Consider the following 18,601-nt stretch of genomic DNA (forward strand, 5'->3'; position numbering starts at 1 on the left):
GGCGTCAGGCGTCTTCCAGCACCGGCTCCTCGGCCAGATTCTCCCGGTAGCGCTCCGCCTGGAGGAGCGTCAGACCGCTCACCAGCACGGCCTCGCCGCGATAGACCGTGTAGGTGCCGTCATGGGTCGGCTTCACGCGAATCACGTTGGACATGGCTGTCACCTTGTCGAAGGAGGTTAATCGCGAGTTGATTTGGAACGAGCCGGAACCTTAATCCGCCGTTCAGACTACGCAAGTGATTGGCCGGAGATATTCAGTATTTCGATCCCGCATCGCAGCGACGACGCCTGGGGAAAGTCATCCGCGGGCGAAAACCGCAACGTCCTCAACGAACCGCTACGCTTGCACCGCAGCACCGATGGCGGGGGATGACGGACTCGCCGATCGTGCGGCTGGCTCTGCCCGGGTTGCGTGGGTCCGGAAGCGATTCGCGGATCCGCCTCGTCGACGGAGGAACCGCCTCTACCGGCCGAGGGTGGATTCGAGGAAGTCGCTGATCTTGCGCAGGTAGGCCTGGAGCCCTTCGACCTCCGCCTCGGCCTTGCGCACTTGGCGCCGGGCCTCGTGGGCGGCCTGTTCGGCCTCGCGGCGCGCCATCTCGGCCTCGCGCGCCCGAAGCTGGGCCTCGCGCGCCAGCAGCTCCGATTCCATGGCCTGACGCCGCCACTCGGCCGCCTCGGCGCGGGCCTGGGTCAATTCGACCTCCCGTTCGGCCCGCTCCCGGTGGGTGAGGGCGATCAGGTCCCGGGCCTGGGCCGAGATGCTGTCCACGCGCCGATGCAGGAGCCGGATGGTCTCCATGCTGCGCTCGACCAGCCGCAGGGTGGTGGCGCCGAGAACCGAGCTTGGGGGCGCCGCCTCGTAGGGCACCAGCGCCTGCGAGCGCGACAAGTCCCGAACGCCCTCGCGCGCGGCCTCCTGCGCGAGCGCAGGGGCCAGGGCAGGAGCGAGAGACTGGGCGTCGGCGTCCTGAAGGACGACCATCGGGGCGAGCACGGTGCCCATCAGCGGCGATCGAGCAGGGGAGGCGGCTGCGGACATGGTGGCACGGACCCGTTTTCGGGAGGGTCGAGCGCGCGGGGCGGGGTGGCCTGGCGCGGTTCAACGGGAGCCGGTCGGGACCGGACCGGGGCGAACAGGATCAGGCGGCGGAACTCGTGGCCTGCGCCGCCGGCGGGGCGGCCTTTCGGGTGAAGCCCTCCACCACGGCATCGTGCAGGCGCGCCAGCCATTCCTCGGCCTCCTCGGCCCGGCGCTCCGCCTGCTCGGCCCGGGATTGGGCGGCGGCGACCTGCGCTTCGAGAGCCGAGGCCCGCTCCAGGGCGCGCGCCACGGTGCGCTCGAGCTCCTGTTCCAGTTCGGCCGCCCGCTCCTCGCTGATGCGGATCGCGGCCGTCGCCTCGTGGATGAGATCGAGGGAGGCGGACCAGTCCCGTCGCGGGCCAGCCTCGGCGCCGGGCGTCACGTCCCGCATCGCACCGGGCTTCGCCGGCTCCGTGGGCTGAGCCGGTTCGGGCGTGCCGGCCGGACGATGCGGCGTCGGCAGGCTGCGCATCAGCCAGGCCCCGGCGGAAGACGTCTCTCGGTCGCGTAGCGCGGTCTCGGACATGGCTGCTTTCCTGCGCGGGGTGTGCTCGCGCGGCATCGCGGTGGGGTGGAGGAACGGGTCGAGCGGGAGATCCGCCCGGCCGATCGACCGGCGGGCTTACTTCTCGGACGGGGGCGTGAACGGTCGGACGTTGCTGACCTCGGCGGGGGCAGAGGCTTGGGTTTGCGCCTGAGTTTGGGCAGGCGCCGATTCGGATCGCGCCCCGGCCTCCTCTCCGGCGAAGTTGCGGGCGGAGCGCCGCAGGGCCTCGTGCTGCTTCTGAAGCGAGACCCGGCTCTCGCGGGCGATGTCGAGCGCGCCCTGGGCCAGCTTCCGCTCGGAGCGCTCGTGCTGCAGCTCCTCGATGAGACGATGATTGACGGTCTCGAAATCGGCCCGCTCGACCTCCTGGCGATGGACCAGATGGTCGATCCGGTCGGACAGGCTGGAGACGCGGCCGAGCGCCTGTTCGAGGGCCGCATCCTTGGCCGCCATCGCCTTGGTCAGCATCTCGCAGCGATGCTCGAATTCCGAGCGGGCGCGCTGCATCTCGAGGAAGCGCTCGGTCTGGCGGGCGAGATCCGCCTGGGCGCTCTCCAGGCGGCGGTCGAGGGTCACCCGCTCGATCAGGGCCTCCTTGAGCCCGCGCTCGGCCGAGCGGCCGGCCTCGTCGCGCTCGCGCAGCTGGTTGCGCAGCTGCGCCAGCATCTGCTCGGTGCTGGCGAGGCGGCTCGTGCTCGCCTCCGCCCGCATGGCGAGGCTCGCGCGCTCGGTGCGATGATTGGCGACCTCGGCCTCGTACTGGGCCTCGGCTTTCTGCGCGGCGGTGACCTCGGCGGCGAGCTGCTGCTCGACGTTGCGCAGGGCGATGCGGCCGGCTTCGGCCTGCGTCTCGAAGTCCTGCGCTCGTGCGGTCAGCTCGGCCAGCTGGGCGGCCTGGGCCTCGCTGAGGGTCTGGAGCCGCAGATTGTCCCGATCGAGGGCGTGGCGGCTTTCGCGCAGGTCCTGCAACTCGCTGTCCGAGCGGGCCAGCGCCTGATCGAGGGCCTTGGCCTCGCCTCGCAAGGCCTTGCTCTCGCCCTGGAGGGCGCGGGTCTGCTCGGTCTCGGCAAACAGGCGCCGCTCCAGGTTCTCGACCTGCAGGGTCTTGTCGCGCAGGGCGAGGCGCACTTCCTCCGCCGCGGCGTCGCGGGCCTGGAGGCTGGTTTCGAGGTGGTGCAGCTGGATCTTGGCGGCCGACACGTCGTTCGTGGCCACGGCGAGCCGGCCCGTCGCATCGGCGAGGTCGCGCCGCAGGGTCGCGGCATTGGCCTGCTCGACGCCCAGCAGCGTCTCCAGCTCGGCCGTCCGGACCTTGGCCCGGGGCAATTCCTCGGTGATCGCCACGATCGGCACCAGGAGGGCCGAGAAATCCGATTGCAGCGACTTCAGGTCGTCGAGCCGCTCGGACATCTCCGCCACGCGGAAACGCAGGCTCTCGTTGTGCTGTCCCAACGAATCCAGCGAAAGGTCCTCGACATGAGGTTCAGGCTCTGAATTGTCGACTTCCTCACCGACCCGCAGAAAGGGTGTCGTGAGTATTGGAGCGCGCAACATCGCATCCGTCTGCTCGGGAGACTGCGTCTTGGTCTCACCGGCGGTAAACTTACGGAGCGAGATCCAGCTCATTTCTGTCGTCCATCCCCATCGCGGATCTGCCACGACATAAGGTGATCAAAGTTGTAATTTGCCAGCGCTGTCAATCACGTCAAACCGGATGCGTTAGCAAAATTTTAACGTATGGCTTTTGTGGCGCATGAGGCGCTCGAAGCGCGAACGCTCGGATCGACTTCGTCGATACCAGCGCGAATCTGCCACCCCGCGGGCGAATGCGCAGCGCGGGCGTCGAACATCCAGCGGCGCGCGACGGTGCGGGGCTGGGTCCAGGGCTGGGTCCGGGGCCGGGTCCGCCGCGACGGCGGGGCAGGATTTCGACCCGTCCCCGGCGTCATCGATGGGGCCGGGATCACGCAAGCGTGATGCGTCCACGGGGTGACCCGGGGCGGCCGCAGCGCAGGCCCGGCGGGCACACCGGGTCAGGCTTCGTCGGACTCGGGGTCGGTCGGGCCTGGGAGCGGGGCTGCAAGGCGGCTGAAGTCTCCCCAGGCCTCGCGTGCCGCACGCCAGTCGTTCAGGTTGTCGAGGGGCAGTCGGACCTCCACCACGAGGTCGTCGTCCAGCAGACCCGGAACGATGTCGGTGGTGGCGCCCGGGAAGGTGGCGACGACGATGGCCTGGATACGCCCGAGGCGCGCCATCTGGTCCGCCGTCGGCTCGACGATGATGTGTTTGATGACCCGGATCATGCCCGCTCATCGCACGAGGGAGACGAGGCCGTCAGCCGGACAGCTTGTCCTAGTGGCCGGACGTCTGCTTCGCCGCGTGCCGGCGCAGGTCGAGCCTCATCGCGGCGCGGACGACAAGAGAACCATCAGGGGAAAGTTGTTGGCGCGCCCACGGGGAATCGAACCCCGGTCTGATCCGTGAGAGGGACCTGTCCTAACCGCTAGACGATGGGCGCGGATCGGAGGGAGGGGCGCGGTCATCGCTGCTGCGATCCGTGCTTCCCGGCCGATGGGCGATCGTATAGCGAGGGTCGCGCGACGCCACAAGGGCCGAAATCGCCTCCGCGTCGCCCAAGCGACATTTTGAACCTCGGAAACGCCGCTTGTCGGGAAAGGAACACCTCGTGTCGGGACAGGAACACCTCGGGCCGGGACAGGACCCGGTTTCGGGACAGGACGTGCTGGATCTCGAAGCCGAGGATCTGGATCACGACGCCCTCGATCAGGACTCCCTCGATCAGGACGCAACCGGCGAGCGCCGCGCGACGATCGCGGAACGCCGCGCGACGATCGGGGAGGAGGCCGCGACCGAGCGCCTCGACCGCGCCCTGGCGCGGATCTTCCCCGACGTCTCGCGCTCGCGCCTGCAGGATCTCGTCAAGGCCGGGCAGGTCCGCCGCAACGGCGCCGTCAGCCTGGACCCGTCCGTCAAGGTCGGCCCCGGCACCGAACTCGCCGTGACCATCCCCGAGGCGGTGGCGCCGGAGCCGCGCGCCGAATCCCTCGACCTCGTCATCGTGTACGAGGACGACGACCTCATCGTCATCGACAAGCCGGCGGGCCTCGTCGTCCACCCGGCGCCCGGCCATGAATCCGGGACCCTGGTGAACGGGCTCATCGCCCATTGCGGCGACAGCCTGTCGGGCATCGGCGGCGTGCGCCGGCCGGGCATCGTCCATCGCCTCGACAAGGACACCAGCGGCCTGCTGGTGGTGGCCAAGAACGACCTCGCCCATGCGGGGCTGACGGCGCAGTTCGCCGATCACGGCCGCACCGGCCCGCTCGAGCGGGCCTATCTGGCCCTGGCCTGGGGCGTGCCCGAGCCGCGCGTCGGGACCATCGAGTCGAATCTCGCCCGCAGCGTCCGCAATCGCGAGAAGATCGCGGTGGTGCGCGGGGAGGGCGGTCGCCACGCCATCACGCATTACCGGGTGGAGACGGTTCTGGGCACCGAGGCCCCGGTGGCGCTGGTGCGCTGCATGCTGGAGACGGGGCGCACCCATCAGATCCGCGTGCATCTGAGCCACCGGGGCCATCCGCTCCTGGGCGATACGGTCTATGGGGGTGCCTTCAAGACCAAGGCGAGCCGGCTCACGCCGGAGGCGCGCCTGGCCCTCGACACTCTGGGCCGGCAGGCCCTGCATGCCAGCGTGCTGGGATTCGCCCATCCGCGCACCGGCGAGACCCTGCATTTCGAGAGCCCGCTGCCGCCCGACATGACCGACCTGATCGCGCAATTGAGCGCAAAACGCTGAGCTTCGGCCCGTAGCGGCATGGCCACAGTCAAGCCGGTGCGGGCGTGCGCCAGGACACGGCGGGCTGCGGCCATTCGTGTCATCACAGACCCAACCGAGGTCCCGCGCGTTAAAGACGAACTCGCCCTGCGCGTCGCCTTCCCGAATCCCCCGGTTTCCCGCTAGACTAGGGAATCGGACGGTCGGCTCAAGGGAGCGGCGGTTCGCCCGGACCGCCCCGCTGGGGGTCCTTTCAAGGAGGTAAGATCATGGCCGGCGCATTGCCAGTGCTCGCCACCGAGGGTGGCCTCTCCCGCTACCTCGACGAGATCCGCAAGTTCCCGATGCTCGAGCCGAACGAGGAGTTCACGCTCGCCAAGAACTGGCGCGAGAAGGGCGACCGGAACGCCGCGCATCGTCTGGTGACGTCCCATCTCCGCCTCGTGGCCAAGATCGCCATGGGCTATCGCGGCTACGGGCTGCCGATCGGCGAAGTCGTGTCCGAGGGCAATGTCGGCCTGATGCAGGCGGTCAAGCGCTTCGAGCCCGACAAGGGCTTCCGTCTGGCCACCTACGCCATGTGGTGGATCAAGGCGGCGATCCAGGAATACATCCTGCGCTCGTGGTCGCTCGTGAAGATGGGCACCACCGCCAACCAGAAGAAGCTGTTCTTCAACCTGCGCAAGGCCAAGGGCCGCATCTCGGCGCTCGACGAGGGTGACCTCAAGCCGGATCAGGTCGCCCAGATCGCCGTCAAGCTCGGTGTGCCCGAGCAGGAGGTGATCGACATGAACCGGCGCCTGTCGGGCGACACCTCCCTCAACGCGCCCCTGCGCGAGGAGGGCGAGGGCGAGTGGCAGGACTGGCTGGTGGATAACAGCCCGAGCCAGGAGACCGTGCTGGCGCGCGAGGAGGAGGGGCAGAACCGCCTCTCGGCCCTGCGCGACGCGCTCTCGGTGCTCAACCCGCGGGAGCGCCGGATCTTCGAGGCCCGTCGCCTCGCCGACGATCCGATCACCCTGGAGGACCTGTCCGGCGAGTTCGGCGTCTCGCGCGAGCGCGTCCGCCAGATCGAGGTCCGGGCTTTCGAGAAGATTCAGGAAGCGGTCAAGCGCAACCTGGCGACCCGCGAAGCTCCCCGGGCCGAGTTGCACGCCTGAGGCGGTCCCCGCCGTCGCATGGACTTCGAAAAAGGCCCCCGTCAGCGATGCCGGGGGCCTTTCTCAATTCCAACGGTTGATGGAGCGGCATCAGGCTCCGCGCCCGGCCAACCCTAGCGCCACTGGTCGAAGGCGTTCTGCAGCACCTGGGTGCCGGCGGTCCCCTTCTCGAAGGCCACGATCCCGCGCGGACCGGAGGCGAACTTGAGGGTGATGTCGAACCAGTTCTTGTGCAGCAGGATGTCGGTGTTGCGCTCGATGTCGTTGGGCAGCGACGAGAGCCCGATCAGGAACAGGTTTTCGCGGACCCGGACCGGCAGACCAGAGACCGGGGAGCCGCGCGTACCCTCCTCGTCCTTGCCCTGGAGCAGGCCGATATCCTGCACGTTGTGGCGCGCGCCGGCCGGGCCGCTCGGCGTGAAGGCGAGTTCGATGGTGTGGGAGGCCGGCAGGGTCGCGTCGAGGTTGCGCCGCAGGGTCATCGCCAGGGTGAGGCCCGCATCCGGAAACTCGGCCGTGGCCCTCACGACGGTCTCCAACGGCTGGCCCTGCTCGCCCGGCACGGTGTCGAGGCGCCAGACCACCCGGCCCTGGGTCGCGTTGGGCGCCGCATTGGCGCCGCCGCCGACATTCTCCTCGTAGAGCACCGCCCGCTGGGTCACCGCGAGGTCCGGCTGGGCCTGCGACGGGGCGGCGGGCGTCGGTGCCGTGGGAACGGTCGCCGGGCGACGGGCCGGCGCGGCGCGCTCGGCCGGCGCCGCATCGCCGCCGACGCGGTCGGCGAACTTGGAATCCGCGCCGTCCTGGGCCCCGTCCTGCTGCTCGGTGGCGATCGGCTGGAGGTCGGCCGGCTTGTCGCGCAGGAGGAAGGCGGCGACCGCGATGAGACCGATCACCGCGATCAGGATGCTGCCCACCAGCACGTTGCGCAGGAGGCGGGAGCGGCCGGTGCGCGGACCGATCACCGCGATGCGGGGCCGCTGGCGCTGGCCGTTCCCGTCGACCATCAGGGTGTCGGCGGAGGCCTCCTCGGAACCGGGCGTCGGCTCGGTCCCCTCGGTGTCGGCGTCAGGCCCCAGGAAGGGCGGCGTCTTGGACTTGCGCGGCTGGATGCGGACGGGGGGCGGCACCACGTCCGGCGCGGCCGATCCCGCGCCGGGCGGCGGCGCGGGCAGGAGCGGCTCCGGCGGGGAACTCGGCGCGACCTCGGGGGACGGTTCCGGTGCGCGCGCGGCTGGCGGGCTCAAGGGCAGGCCGAGATTCGGCGGCGGAGCGGGCGGCAGGGTCGCCGCCGGCGGCGCCGGCTCGGAAGATCTTACCTGAGAAGGCCTTGCCTGGGGAGGACGTGGCTCCGGCGGGGACGCTTCCGGCAACGACGCTTCCGGGAGATCGCTCGCATCGTTGGCCGGGCTCGGCAGGAAGGGCTCCGGTTCCGGGGTCGGCGGTTCCGGCTCGGGCGGTGCCGACGCGACGCCGCCATGGTCGCGCTCCAGCCGCAGGATCGCCGCCTCAAGGGCATTGCGCTCCAGGTCGATGTCGTCCTCGGACAGGGGCGGATCGAGGGAGCGGAGCTGCCCGATCAGGGCCCCGCGCGCCCGCTCGTAAACCGCCTGGCGCAGGGCCAGGGAGCGGTCGGGCATGGCGTCAAGCGCCCGTGCGAGCAGTGGATAATAGTCGGCCATCGTGCCTCAGATCCGCCTTCTCGCCGGCGGCCGGCCGGCCGCGTCGTCCGGCTCTCCCCCGATCGGAGGGACGCCGCGCGGCCGAACGGCCATCGAGACCGCATCATCCCCACGCGATCGCCCGTGCATCAAGCGGAAACCGCCTCAATCCTCGAAGGGGTTGTGCATGAGGATGGTGTCGTTGCGCTCCGGCGAGGTCGAGAGCAGCGCCACCGGTGCGCCGATCAGCTCCTCGATCCGGCGCACGTACTTGATTGCCTGGGCCGGCAGGTCGGCCCAGGAGCGGGCGCCGGCCGTGGTGCCCGACCAGCCCTCGATGGTCTCGTAGATCGGCTCGACCTTGGCCTGGGCCGCCTGGTTGGCGGGGAGATGGTCGACCACCTGCCCGTCGAGGCAGTAGCCGGTGCAGACCTTGATGGTCTCGAACCCGTCGAGGATGTCGAGCTTGGTCAGGGCGATGCCGTCGATGCCGGAGGTCCGCACGGTCTGGCGCACCAGCACCGCATCGAACCAGCCGCAGCGCCGCTTGCGTCCGGTGTTGACGCCGAACTCGCGGCCCTTAGCGCCGATGGTCTCGCCGATCTCGTCGAAGAGCTCGGTGGGGAAGGGGCCTTCGCCGACGCGGGTGGTGTAGGCCTTGGCGATGCCCAGCACGTAGCCGATGGCCGAGGGACCCATGCCGGAGCCCGTCGCGGCCTGGGCGGCGACGATGTTCGACGAGGTCACGAACGGATAGGTGCCGTGGTCGACATCCAGGAGGGCGCCCTGGGCGCCCTCGAACAGGATGCGCTTGCCGGCACGGCGCTCGTCGTCGAGGAGCTTCCACACCGTGTCGGCGTAGGGCAGGATCGTCGGCGCGATCGCCTTCAGCTCGGAGAGCAGCGCGCCCGCATCGACCTCGGCGATGCCGAGGCCCCGGCGCAGGGCGTTGTGGTGGGTCAGCACCCGCTCGATCTTGGCCTCGAGGGTGTGCTCGTCGGCGAGATCGACCACCCGGATGGCCCGGCGGCCGACCTTGTCCTCGTAGGCGGGGCCGATGCCGCGCTTCGTGGTGCCGATCTTGAGACCCGCGTTGGAGGTCTCGCGGAAATGGTCGAGCTCGCGGTGCAGCGGCAGGATCAGGGTGGCGTTGTCGGCGATGCGCAGGGTGCGGGGCGAGATCTCGACGCCCTGGGCCTGGAGCCGGGCGATCTCGTCCACGAGGTGCCAGGGATCGACCACGACGCCGTTGCCGATCACCGAGAGCTTGCCGCCGCGGACCACGCCGGAAGGCAGCAGCGCCAGCTTGTAGGTCACACCGTCGACCACGAGGGTGTGGCCGGCATTGTGACCGCCCTGGAAGCGGACCACCACGTCGGCCTGCTCGGAGAGCCAGTCGACGATCTTGCCCTTGCCTTCGTCACCCCACTGGGCGCCTACGACGACGACGTTTGCCATTCACTCAAGACCTGTGCGTGCCCGCGCGAAAGCGGCCCGACCTGTCGGGCGGACCGTTTTCGCTGTCCTCGGGTCTTTCCGCGATCCGTGGGCGGAAATCAAGCAAGCCGCCCGTTCCTGCTTGGATAGGCGGGCTTAAATAGGCGGCTCGGATAGGCGGCTGGGACGGACGGGTATGACCGCTCAGCGCGCCTCGGTGCCGGGCTGGCGGCCCGGCAGGTCACCGGGCTTGATCACCGGCATGCCGCCGGGATTCGGATCGGGCGGCGTCACCACCATGCCGGGGGCCGCGTTGCCGGGCGGCTTGATCACGCCGTCGCTCTTCTCGAGGCGATCGCTGAGGGTGCCCTTGTCCCCCGACCCGTTGGTGCCGGGGGCGTTCTGCCCCGAGGACTCATCGGATGGCCGGATCTTGTCCGGGATGGTCTGGTTTGGCGGCGGCAGGGCCGGGTCGGTGTCGCGGCCCTTCAGGGGCGCGTCGGGGGACTGGGCGAAGGCAGCGCCGGCGATCAGGCCGAAGCCGACCGCGAGGGTGAGGATCGAGCGCATAGGATCTCCCTGTCTCGGATGCGAGGTTCGAGGGAGAACAGAGCCGGGCACGGAAGCGTTCCTGCCGTATCGGTCCTGTGATGGGAGGATGATCCTGTGCGGAGGCGAATGCCTCTCGGAGCCGATGCAAAGGTTCGAACGATCATCCGCGTCCCTCTCGCCGCTGCGGGAGAGGGTGGCCCGCGAAGCGGGTTGGGTGCGGGGAAGCACCGGATCCGGAGAGGTCGCCCCCTCTCCCGGTCGCTCCGCGACCACCCTCCCTCGCATTGGGGGAGGGCCCCGACCACGCCTCGAAGGGAACGGTCAGGCGCTCTCGCGCGCCATGGCGAGATAGAGTTCGCGCAGGCGCCGGGTGTGCGGGCCGGGGCGGCCCTCGCCGACCGCGTGGCCATCGATCGAGACCACCGGCATCACGAAGGCCGAGGCGCTGGTATAGAAGGCTTCTGCCGCCGACAGGGCCTCGGAGACGCTGAACAGGCGTTCCTCCAGGGCGAGGCCGGCCTCCTCGGCGAGCCGCAGCACCGCCTTGCGGGTGATGCCGGGCAGGAGTGCGGTGGAGAGCGGGCGGGTGACCAGGGCGCCGCCCTTGGTGACGATGAAGGCCGTCGAGGACGAGCCCTCGGTGACGGCGTCGTCCTCGACCATCCAGGCCTCGGCGACCCCGGCGGCGGCGGCCTGCTGCTTGGCCAGCACCTGGGCCAGCAGGGCCACCGACTTGATGTCGCGGCGCTTCCAGCGCAGGTCCGGCACCGTGATGATCTTGGCGCCGGTCTCGGCCAGGGGGTTGGCCGCCACGGTCTTGGCCTGCGTGAACATCATCACGGTGGGCGCGGTGCCGGCCGGCGGATAGGCGAAGTCGCGCTCGTACACGCCGCGCGTCACCTGCATGTAGACCAGCCCCTCGGCGAGGCCGTTGCGGGCGACGAGATCGGTCTGCAGGCCGATCCATTCGGCCATCGTGTGCGGGTTGGCGATGTCGATCTCACCCAACGAGCGGTCGAGGCGGGCCAGATGCGCCTCGTTGTCGACGAGGCGCCCGTCGAGCACCGCCGAGACCTCGTAGATTCCATCGGCGAAGAGGAAGCCCCGGTCCATGATCGGCACGCGCGCCTCGGCGAAGGGCAGGAAGGCGCCGTTGAGGTAGACGATGCGGGCTTGGGACACGGGCTGACCTCTTCTGACCGGAACTACGGGTCTTCGTTGGGACGCACGAACCGTGCGCGGGCGGGGATCAGGCGGCCCCGAACACCCGCGAAAAGATCGTGTCCACGTGCTTGAAGTGATAGCCGAGATCGAAGCATTCCTCGATCTGCTGCTGGGTCAGCGCCGCGGTGACGTCGGCATCGGCCTTGAGGAGCGTGAGAAAGTCGCCCTCGCCGCGCCAGACCGGCATCGCGTTGCGCTGCACCAGGCGGTAGGCATCCTCGCGCGAGACCCCGGCCTGGGTCAGGGCCAGCAGCACCCGCTGCGAGTGGACGAGGCCGCCGAGCTTGTCGAGGTTGCGCTGCATGGTCTCGGGGTAGATCAGCAGCTTGTCGATGACGCCGGTGAGGCGCGCCAGCGCGAAATCGAGGGTCACGGTGGCGTCCGGGCCGATCATGCGCTCCACCGAGGAGTGCGAGATGTCGCGCTCGTGCCAGAGGGCGACGTTCTCCATGGCGGGCAGGGCGTAGCTGCGCACCATGCGGGCCAGACCCGTGAGGTTTTCAGTGAGCACCGGGTTGCGCTTGTGCGGCATCGCCGAGGAGCCCTTCTGCCCCTCCGAGAAGAACTCCTCCGCTTCCAGAACCTCGGTGCGCTGGAGATGGCGGACCTCGATCGACAGACGCTCCACCGAGGAGGCGACGACGCCCAGGATGGCGAAGAACATGGCGTGGCGGTCGCGCGGAATGACCTGGGTCGAGACCGGCTCCGGCGTCAGGCCCATGGCCTTGGCGACGTATTCCTCCACGCGCGGGTCGATGTTGGCGAAGGTGCCGACGGCGCCCGAGATGGCGCAGGTGGCGATTTCCTCCCGCGCGGCGACGAGGCGGGCGCGGTTGCGCTCGAACTCGGCGTAGGCCTGGGCCAGCTTGAGACCGAAGGTGACCGGCTCGGCGTGGATACCGTGCGAGCGGCCGATGGTCGGTGTCATCCGGTGCTCGAAAGCCCGGCGCTTCAGGGCGGCGAGCAGGGCATCGACGTCCTTGATCAGCAGGTCGGCGGCGCGCACGAGCTGCACGTTGAGGCAGGTGTCGAGCACGTCCGACGAGGTCATGCCCTGGTGGACGAAGCGCGCCTCGGGTCCGACGATCTCGGCCAGATGCGTCAGGAACGCGATGACGTCGTGCTTGGTCACCGCCTCGATGGCGTCGATGCGGGCCACGTCGAAGACCGCGTCGCGGCCCTTCTCCCAGATGGTGTCGGCGGCCTCCTTCGGAACCACGCCGAGTTCGGCCAGCGCCGTGGTGGCGTGGGCCTCGATCTCGAACCAGATCCGGAAACGCGATTCGGGCGACCAGATCGCGGTCATCTCGGGGCGGCTGTAGCGGGGGATCATGCGGGCGCCTCGGTCAACGCGTCGGAACCGGCCGTGTGACGGGCCGTGTGAAGGGCAACGGGATCAGGCGCGCCTAGCATGGGCGGCGACCGCGCTCAACGCACGCCCCCGGCCGGCGCCGACGCCGTCCCGCACGAAGCGCAACGCCTGCGACCTACCGCAGTGCAGCATTTTGGCATCAGGCGGCGGCTTTCGGGACGGAGCTGGACTCACTCCAGGAACCTGATCCTAGAGGTATTTGTCTTTTGTTGCACGCGCTTACGCGGAAGATCCCGACACCACTCTGGACCAACTCCAGACTATACCAGTCTCATACGACTGGTGAGCGTCGGTTCGTTGCAATACAGAATCGTACAGAACCAATACAAGCCCGTCCCGCGGCGGACGTTGCTTGTCTTGATTCGTATCGCTCCTGCACCGACGAGACCGCCCATGCCGCGCACATCCGATGGCTTCCGCCGCATCGCCGTCTGGCGCGCGGTGCTTCTCGGCGCCGTGGCCTTGGACAACACCGCCCTCGGCACGGCGGCGCTGGCACAGGAACACGCCGTCGCTCTCGACCAGATCCACGTCGAGGGGAGCCCCGGCACCACCGTCAGTTACCTGACCACCCGGATGCGGACCGCGACGAAGACCGACACGCCCCTGCTCGATACCCCGCAATCGGTCACGGTCGTCACCCAGCAGCAGATCCGCGACCAGGGCATCCAGAGCATCGCGGATGCGATCCGCTACGTCCCGGGGGTGGTGGCGCACCAGGGCGAGGGCAACCGCGACGACGTGGTGATCCGGGGGCAACGCTCGAATGCCGATTTCTTCGTCAACGGCATCCGCGACGACGCCCAGTATTTCCGCGATCTCTACAACGTTCAGCGCATCGAGGTGCTGAAGGGTCCCAACGCCATGATCTTCGGGCGCGGCGGCGGCGGCGGCGTGATCAACCGGGTGCTCAAGGAGGCGGACGGGGTGCCGCTCCGCGAGGTCGTGGCCCTGGGGGGCGCCTACGGCACCAAGCGGGTCGCCGTCGATCTGGGCGACCGCGTCGGCGAGAGCGACAGCGTGTTCTTCCGCCTCAACGCGATGTTCGAGGACAGCGGCACCTATCGCGACTTCGTCGACCTGCGCCGCTATGGCATCAACCCGACCCTGACCGTCCTGCTCGGTCCGGCCACGACCCTGAAGCTGTCCTACGAGTACTTCCACGACGACCGGACGGCGGATCGGGGCATCCCCTCCCAGTTCGGCCGGCCCTATCGCTACCGCCAGAACATCGCGACGTTCTTCGGCAATCCCGACCTCAGCTATGCCCGGGTCGATGCCCACATCGCCACCGCGACCCTCGATCACGCCTTCGAGTCCGGCGTCACGATGCAGAGCAAGCTGCGCTTCGCCGATTATGCGAAGTTCTACCAGAACGTCTATCCGAACATCGGCCGTGCCGGCGCCGTCAATGCCGTCGGTACGGCCCTGACCCTGGCAGCCTACAACACCGACTCACCCCGGACGAACTCTTTCAGCCAGACCGACTTCACCTACCGCTTCGAGACTGGGCTCCTGAAGCACACGCTGCTCGGGGGTTTCGAACTCGGCTACCAGGAGGGACTGACCTTCCGCCAGGACGGCTTCTTCGCCACCACCGGCACCCAGGCCCTGGTGGTGAATCCGCTCTCGCCGGTGAGCCGCGTACCCGTCACATTCCGCAACATCGCGAGCGGGGCCGATACCCGCTACGACCTCGGCCTCGCGGCAATCTATGCCCAGGACCAGATCGAGATCGGGCCGCACCTGCAGCTCATCGGCGGGCTGCGCTACGATCATTTCGACTTCGCAGCCACGGACCGGCGCTCCACCGTCACCAATGCCCGCGTCGACGACCTGCTGTCGCCCCGGCTCGGGCTCGTCCTGAAGCCCGTCGATACGCTCGCCTTCTATGCCAGCTACAGCATCTCCTACCTGCCGTCCTCGGGCGACCAGTTCAACGCCCTGACTCCCGGTCTGGCGATCGCCAAGCCGGAGCGCTTCGAGAACACCGAGGTGGGCGTGAAGGTCGACGTCGCGCCGACGCTCCAGCTCACCGGCGCGCTCTACAATCTCGATCGCATCAACCAGCGCCTCGCCGACCCGAACAATGCCGGCTTCTTCATCACCAGCGGCCAGACCAGCACGCAGGGGGCGGAGATCGGCGCCAACGGCTTCGTCACCGAGTGGTGGCAGATCGCCGGCGGCTACGCCTTCACCGATGCCCGCATCGTCAAGGGCTTCAACATCGGCGGGACCTCCGTCAGGGCCGGCAACCAAGTGGGCCTGGTTCCCTTCAACGCCTTCACCCTGTGGAACAAGTTCGACGTGACGCGGGACTTCGGCATCGGCATCGGCTTCGTCCACCAGACGCACAGCTTCGCAGCCTCCGACGACACCGTGCGGCTGCCGGGCTACACCCGATTCGACCTCGGGCTGTTCTATCAGGTCACCGACGGCGTGCGGGCGCAGCTCAACATCGAGAACCTGTTCGATCGCGGCTACATCGCCACCGCCGACGGCAACAACAACATCAGCCCAGGCGCGCCGCGCCTGATCCGCGCGCAGGTCGTGGCCCGCTTCTGAAACGGCCGACCAGCGCAGCGTTGCATTCATGCAACAAGTCTTGCCAGATCGTCCCACTCTGGAATATTTCCAGGACTAAAATCCGAAGGGACTTTGCCAAATGTTGCAAAGGCCTTGGCAGACTGTTTCGAGTGCTTCTTAGAAGCTCTGTAAAACAAAGACCCGGAAAGGCCACCGGGCTCGCTTGATCCTGTCTTAGAGCCCCTTCAAAGGGTGCGCCGCGCCCATCGACTGATTTCGGGGGCGAAAAATCAACAAGACACGGTCTCTCGAGCGGGCAGTACGATCATGAACATTGGAGCAGCATCGCGGTTCCTCGCAACCCTCCTGTGCGGGACGGCGCTGGCGACGGTGGCCCGGGCGCAGCCGGCGCTCCTGCCCGAGGGCACGGCCGTGACCCTGGACCAGCTCAGCATCGAGGGCGTGCGCGGCAACACCGTCGGCTACGTCACCCGTGCCACCCGCAGCGCGACGAAGACCGACACACCGCTCCTCGACACGCCGCAATCGATCACCGTCGTGAGCCGCCAGCAGATCCGGGACCAGAACGTCCAGAACCTCACCGAGCAGCTGCGCTACGTGCCGGGCGTGATCCCGGCCCAGGGCGAGAACAACCGCGATGAGGTGATCATCCGCGGGCAGAAGACCAACGCGGACTTCTTCGTCAACGGCATGCGCGACGACGTCCAGTACTTCCGCGATCTCTACAACATCGAGCGCATCGAGGTGCTGAAAGGACCGGATTCGCTGATCTTCGGGCGCGGCGGCGGCGGCGGCGTGATCAACCGCGTCCTGAAGGAAGCCGACGGCCTGCGGGTGCGCGAGATCGTGGCCGGCGGCGGCCAGTTCAACCAGAAGCGGGTGGCGCTCGATGTGGGCGACCGCATCAGCGACAGCGTGTTCTTCCGCCTCAACGGCATGTTCGAAGACAGCCAGACCTACCGGCAGTTCGGCGACCTGCAGCGCTACGGCATCAATCCGACGATGACCTTCCTGCTCGGCCCGGCCACCACCCTGAAGCTCTCGTACGAGTTCTTCCACGACGACCGCTTCCCGGATCGCGGCATCCCTTCGCAGAACGGCCGGCCGTACAATTACCGGAACAACACCCGCACGTTCTTCGGCAACCCGGACGTCAACACCACCCGGGTCGACGCCAACATCGCCACGGCGACCCTCGACCACACCTTCGAGTCCGGCGTGCAGATGCGCAACCAGCTGCGCTTTGCCGATTACAACCGCTTCTACGCCAACACCCTGCCGGGGGCGCCGGTCAACGCCGCGGGCACGCAGGTGCCGATCACCGGCTACCGCAACGAGACCGACCGGACCAACTACTTCAGCCAGAACGACTTCACCTACAAGTTCCTCACCGGCACGGTGAAGCACACCCTGCTGGCCGGCTTCGAGCTCGGCTACCAGGAGGGTCTCGCCTTCCGGCAGACCGCGTTCTTCAACACCGGCAACAGCCTCGTGACCAGCGTGGTGGTGAACCCACTCGCGCCGATCACCCGGGCACCGGTGACGTTCCGCAACAACGGCACCACGGACGCCAATGTCCGCTACGATCTCGGTCTGGCCGCGGTCTATGCCCAGGACCAGATCGACCTCAACGAGTACGTCCAGATCGTCGGCGGCCTGCGCTACGACTACTTCGATTTCTCCTCGCAGGGCCGCGCCACCGGCCTGACCAACGAGCGGGTCGACAACCTCGTCTCGCCGCGCGCCGGCCTGGTGATCAAGCCGCTGGAGAACCTCGCCTTCTACGGCAGCTACAGCGTGTCCTACCTGCCGTCCTCGGGCGACCAGATCGGCGCGTTCACGCCGGGTCTCGTCATCGCCAGGCCGGAGGGCTTCCAGAACCTCGAGGTGGGCGTGAAATATGACGTCACCCCGACCTTCCAGGTCACCGGCGCGCTCTACAACCTCGACCGCACCAACCAGCGCCTCAACGACCCGAACAACGCGGGCTTCTTCATCCTCTCGGGCAGGACCAACACCCAGGGAGCCGAGATCGGCGCCAACGGCTACGTCACCGATTGGTGGCAGATCGCCGGCGGCTATGCCTTCACCGATGCCCGCATCGACAGCAACGTCTCGACGACCATCGTGAAGGGCAACACCGTCGGGCTGGTGCCGTTCAACAGCATCTCGCTGTGGAACAAGTTCGACATCACCCGCGAACTCGGCATCGGCATCGGGGTGATCCACCAGACCCACACCTTCGCCACCTCCGACGATTCCGTGCGGCTGCCAAGCTACACCCGCTTCGATCTCGGACTGTTCTACAACATCACCGAATCGGTCCGCGCGCAGGTGAACATCGAGAACCTGTTCGACCGGCGCTACATCTACACGGCCGACAACAACCAGAACCTCACGCCGGGCGCGCCGCGCACCATCCGGGCGCAGATCGTCGCGCGGTTCTGACGGTCACGCGGCGGGTGGACTACTCCACCCGCTGCCAGCCCGGCCCCATCAGCCGCTCCTGCGGGGTGAAGCGGGCCTTGTAATCCATCTTGCGGGAGCCCTCGACCCAGTAGCCGAGGTAGAGATAGGGCAGGCCGAGATCGGCCGCGCGGCGGATGTGATCGAGGATCATGTAGGTGCCGAGCGAGCGGTTCGCCTCGGCCGGATCGTAGAACGAGTAGACCATCGACAGGCCGTCGGCGAGAACGTCGGTCAGGCACAGGGCCACGGTCGGGCCCGTGCCGCGCCCGTTGATCGCGGTGTCGGGTCCGCGCCGGCGATACGTCACCAGATGGGTGTCGACGTGGCTGTCCTCGATCATCATGGCGTAGTCGAGCACGGTCATGTCGACCATGCCGCCGTCGCCGTGGCGGGCATCGAGATAGCGCCGGAACAGCGCGTACTGCTCGGAGGCCGGCCGATTGGGCTCCGGCGTGCCGACAAGGTCGGCGTTGCGCTGGAGGATGCGGCGCTGGCTGCCCGAGGGCTGGAAATCGGCCACCACCACCCGCACCGAGATGCAGGCGCGACAGGATTCGCAGGCCGGCCGGTAGGCGATGGTCTGCGAGCGGCGGAAGCCCCCCTGCGTCAGGATCTCGTTGAGGTCCCGGGCCCGGCGGCCGACGAGATGGGTGAAGACCTTGCGCTCCTCCTGACCCGGCAGGTACGGGCACGGCGAGGGCGCCGTCAGGTAGAATTGCGGGGTGTCCCGGGAATGGCTCGTCACGCTTGTC

15 protein-coding genes and 1 tRNA gene are annotated in these 18,601 nt (G+C 68.5%); 4 read left to right on the forward strand and 12 right to left on the reverse strand.

The window, feature by feature from the left end; translation table 11 throughout:
* Positions 1-4 precede the first annotated feature (4 nt).
* The 6 genes from J7U37_RS13325 to J7U37_RS13350 all read right to left on the reverse strand — a co-directional run bounded on the left by J7U37_RS13325 (position 5) and on the right by J7U37_RS13350 (position 4,149).
* Positions 5-154, reverse strand: coding sequence for a hypothetical protein (locus J7U37_RS13325; RefSeq protein WP_200935808.1), 150 nt, complete (start codon positions 152-154; stop codon positions 5-7).
* A 309-nt stretch (positions 155-463) separates the two neighbouring features.
* A complete protein-coding gene (locus J7U37_RS13330; RefSeq protein ID WP_247636031.1) occupies positions 464-1,042 on the reverse strand; it encodes a hypothetical protein in 579 nt (192 codons plus the stop codon).
* A gap of 100 nt (positions 1,043-1,142) precedes the next feature.
* The gene (locus tag J7U37_RS13335; protein ID WP_056480370.1) at positions 1,143-1,610 is read right to left on the reverse strand and encodes a hypothetical protein; all 468 of its coding nucleotides are present in this window, start codon (positions 1,608-1,610) and stop codon (positions 1,143-1,145) included.
* Positions 1,611-1,706: 96 nt separating this feature from the next.
* Positions 1,707-3,083 carry a chromosome partitioning protein ParA gene (locus J7U37_RS13340; RefSeq protein ID WP_247636032.1) on the reverse strand — a complete coding sequence of 459 codons (1,377 nt, stop codon included), beginning with the start codon at positions 3,081-3,083 and terminating at the stop codon, positions 1,707-1,709.
* A gap of 581 nt (positions 3,084-3,664) precedes the next feature.
* Positions 3,665-3,934, reverse strand: coding sequence for a hypothetical protein (locus J7U37_RS13345; protein ID WP_056182816.1), 270 nt, complete (start codon positions 3,932-3,934; stop codon positions 3,665-3,667).
* Positions 3,935-4,074: 140 nt separating this feature from the next.
* Positions 4,075-4,149 (reverse strand) — tRNA-Glu (locus tag J7U37_RS13350).
* Positions 4,150-4,461: 312 nt separating this feature from the next.
* Between J7U37_RS13350 and J7U37_RS13355 the strand changes: the two genes are divergently transcribed.
* Positions 4,462-5,448 carry an RluA family pseudouridine synthase gene (locus J7U37_RS13355; RefSeq protein ID WP_247636061.1) on the forward strand — a complete coding sequence of 329 codons (987 nt, stop codon included), beginning with the start codon at positions 4,462-4,464 and terminating at the stop codon, positions 5,446-5,448.
* Between the two features lie 248 nt (positions 5,449-5,696).
* Positions 5,697-6,587 carry an RNA polymerase sigma factor RpoH gene (rpoH, locus tag J7U37_RS13360; RefSeq protein ID WP_056182819.1) on the forward strand — a complete coding sequence of 297 codons (891 nt, stop codon included), beginning with the start codon at positions 5,697-5,699 and terminating at the stop codon, positions 6,585-6,587.
* Positions 6,588-6,700: 113 nt separating this feature from the next.
* Here the strand turns inward: rpoH and J7U37_RS13365 are convergent, their stop codons facing one another.
* The 5 genes from J7U37_RS13365 to purB form a co-directional block, all read right to left on the reverse strand.
* A complete protein-coding gene (locus J7U37_RS13365) occupies positions 6,701-8,269 on the reverse strand; it encodes a histidine kinase (RefSeq protein WP_247636033.1) in 1,569 nt (522 codons plus the stop codon).
* Between the two features lie 144 nt (positions 8,270-8,413).
* Positions 8,414-9,706, reverse strand: a complete 1,293-nt coding sequence (locus J7U37_RS13370) for an adenylosuccinate synthase (RefSeq protein WP_247636034.1) — start codon at positions 9,704-9,706, stop codon at positions 8,414-8,416.
* Between the two features lie 183 nt (positions 9,707-9,889).
* Positions 9,890-10,255 carry a hypothetical protein gene (locus J7U37_RS13375; protein WP_056480383.1) on the reverse strand — a complete coding sequence of 122 codons (366 nt, stop codon included), beginning with the start codon at positions 10,253-10,255 and terminating at the stop codon, positions 9,890-9,892.
* Between the two features lie 303 nt (positions 10,256-10,558).
* Positions 10,559-11,419 carry a D-amino-acid transaminase gene (locus J7U37_RS13380; protein ID WP_056480386.1) on the reverse strand — a complete coding sequence of 287 codons (861 nt, stop codon included), beginning with the start codon at positions 11,417-11,419 and terminating at the stop codon, positions 10,559-10,561.
* A gap of 67 nt (positions 11,420-11,486) precedes the next feature.
* Positions 11,487-12,794 (reverse strand): adenylosuccinate lyase, encoded by a 1,308-nt coding sequence (gene purB, locus J7U37_RS13385; RefSeq protein WP_247636035.1) that lies wholly within the window; start codon positions 12,792-12,794, stop codon positions 11,487-11,489.
* A 432-nt stretch (positions 12,795-13,226) separates the two neighbouring features.
* Between purB and J7U37_RS13390 the strand changes: the two genes are divergently transcribed.
* Both J7U37_RS13390 and J7U37_RS13395 read left to right on the forward strand, forming a co-directional pair.
* The gene (locus J7U37_RS13390; protein ID WP_247636036.1) at positions 13,227-15,398 is read left to right on the forward strand and encodes a TonB-dependent siderophore receptor; all 2,172 of its coding nucleotides are present in this window, start codon (positions 13,227-13,229) and stop codon (positions 15,396-15,398) included.
* Between the two features lie 288 nt (positions 15,399-15,686).
* The gene (locus J7U37_RS13395; protein WP_247636037.1) at positions 15,687-17,828 is read left to right on the forward strand and encodes a TonB-dependent siderophore receptor; all 2,142 of its coding nucleotides are present in this window, start codon (positions 15,687-15,689) and stop codon (positions 17,826-17,828) included.
* Between the two features lie 19 nt (positions 17,829-17,847).
* On the opposite strand, the gene J7U37_RS13400 is transcribed toward J7U37_RS13395, so the two are convergent.
* On the reverse strand, positions 17,848-18,594 hold the full coding sequence (locus J7U37_RS13400) for an arginyltransferase (RefSeq protein WP_056182845.1): 747 nt from the start codon (positions 18,592-18,594) through the stop codon (positions 17,848-17,850).
* Between the last annotated feature and the right edge of the window lie 7 nt (positions 18,595-18,601).

It is taken from the genome of Methylobacterium sp. 37f (assembly GCF_023093475.1).
Lineage (GTDB): Bacteria > Pseudomonadota > Alphaproteobacteria > Rhizobiales > Beijerinckiaceae > Methylobacterium.

Excerpts from the sequence above, each read along its gene's own strand:
- J7U37_RS13325 (WP_200935808.1), bottom strand. The coding sequence starts at position 154 with ATGTCCAACGTGATTCGCGTGAAGCCGACCCATGACGGCACCTACACG.
- J7U37_RS13330 (WP_247636031.1), bottom strand. The coding sequence starts at position 1,042 with ATGTCCGCAGCCGCCTCCCCTGCTCGATCGCCGCTGATGGGCACCGTG.
- J7U37_RS13335 (WP_056480370.1), bottom strand. The coding sequence starts at position 1,610 with ATGTCCGAGACCGCGCTACGCGACCGAGAGACGTCTTCCGCCGGGGCC.
- J7U37_RS13345 (WP_056182816.1), bottom strand. The coding sequence starts at position 3,934 with ATGATCCGGGTCATCAAACACATCATCGTCGAGCCGACGGCGGACCAG.
- rpoH (WP_056182819.1), top strand. The coding sequence starts at position 5,697 with ATGGCCGGCGCATTGCCAGTGCTCGCCACCGAGGGTGGCCTCTCCCGC.
- J7U37_RS13365 (WP_247636033.1), bottom strand. The coding sequence starts at position 8,269 with ATGGCCGACTATTATCCACTGCTCGCACGGGCGCTTGACGCCATGCCC.
- J7U37_RS13370 (WP_247636034.1), bottom strand. The coding sequence starts at position 9,706 with ATGGCAAACGTCGTCGTCGTAGGCGCCCAGTGGGGTGACGAAGGCAAG.
- J7U37_RS13375 (WP_056480383.1), bottom strand. The coding sequence starts at position 10,255 with ATGCGCTCGATCCTCACCCTCGCGGTCGGCTTCGGCCTGATCGCCGGC.
- purB (WP_247636035.1), bottom strand. The coding sequence starts at position 12,794 with ATGATCCCCCGCTACAGCCGCCCCGAGATGACCGCGATCTGGTCGCCC.
- J7U37_RS13390 (WP_247636036.1), top strand. The coding sequence starts at position 13,227 with ATGCCGCGCACATCCGATGGCTTCCGCCGCATCGCCGTCTGGCGCGCG.
- J7U37_RS13395 (WP_247636037.1), top strand. The coding sequence starts at position 15,687 with ATGAACATTGGAGCAGCATCGCGGTTCCTCGCAACCCTCCTGTGCGGG.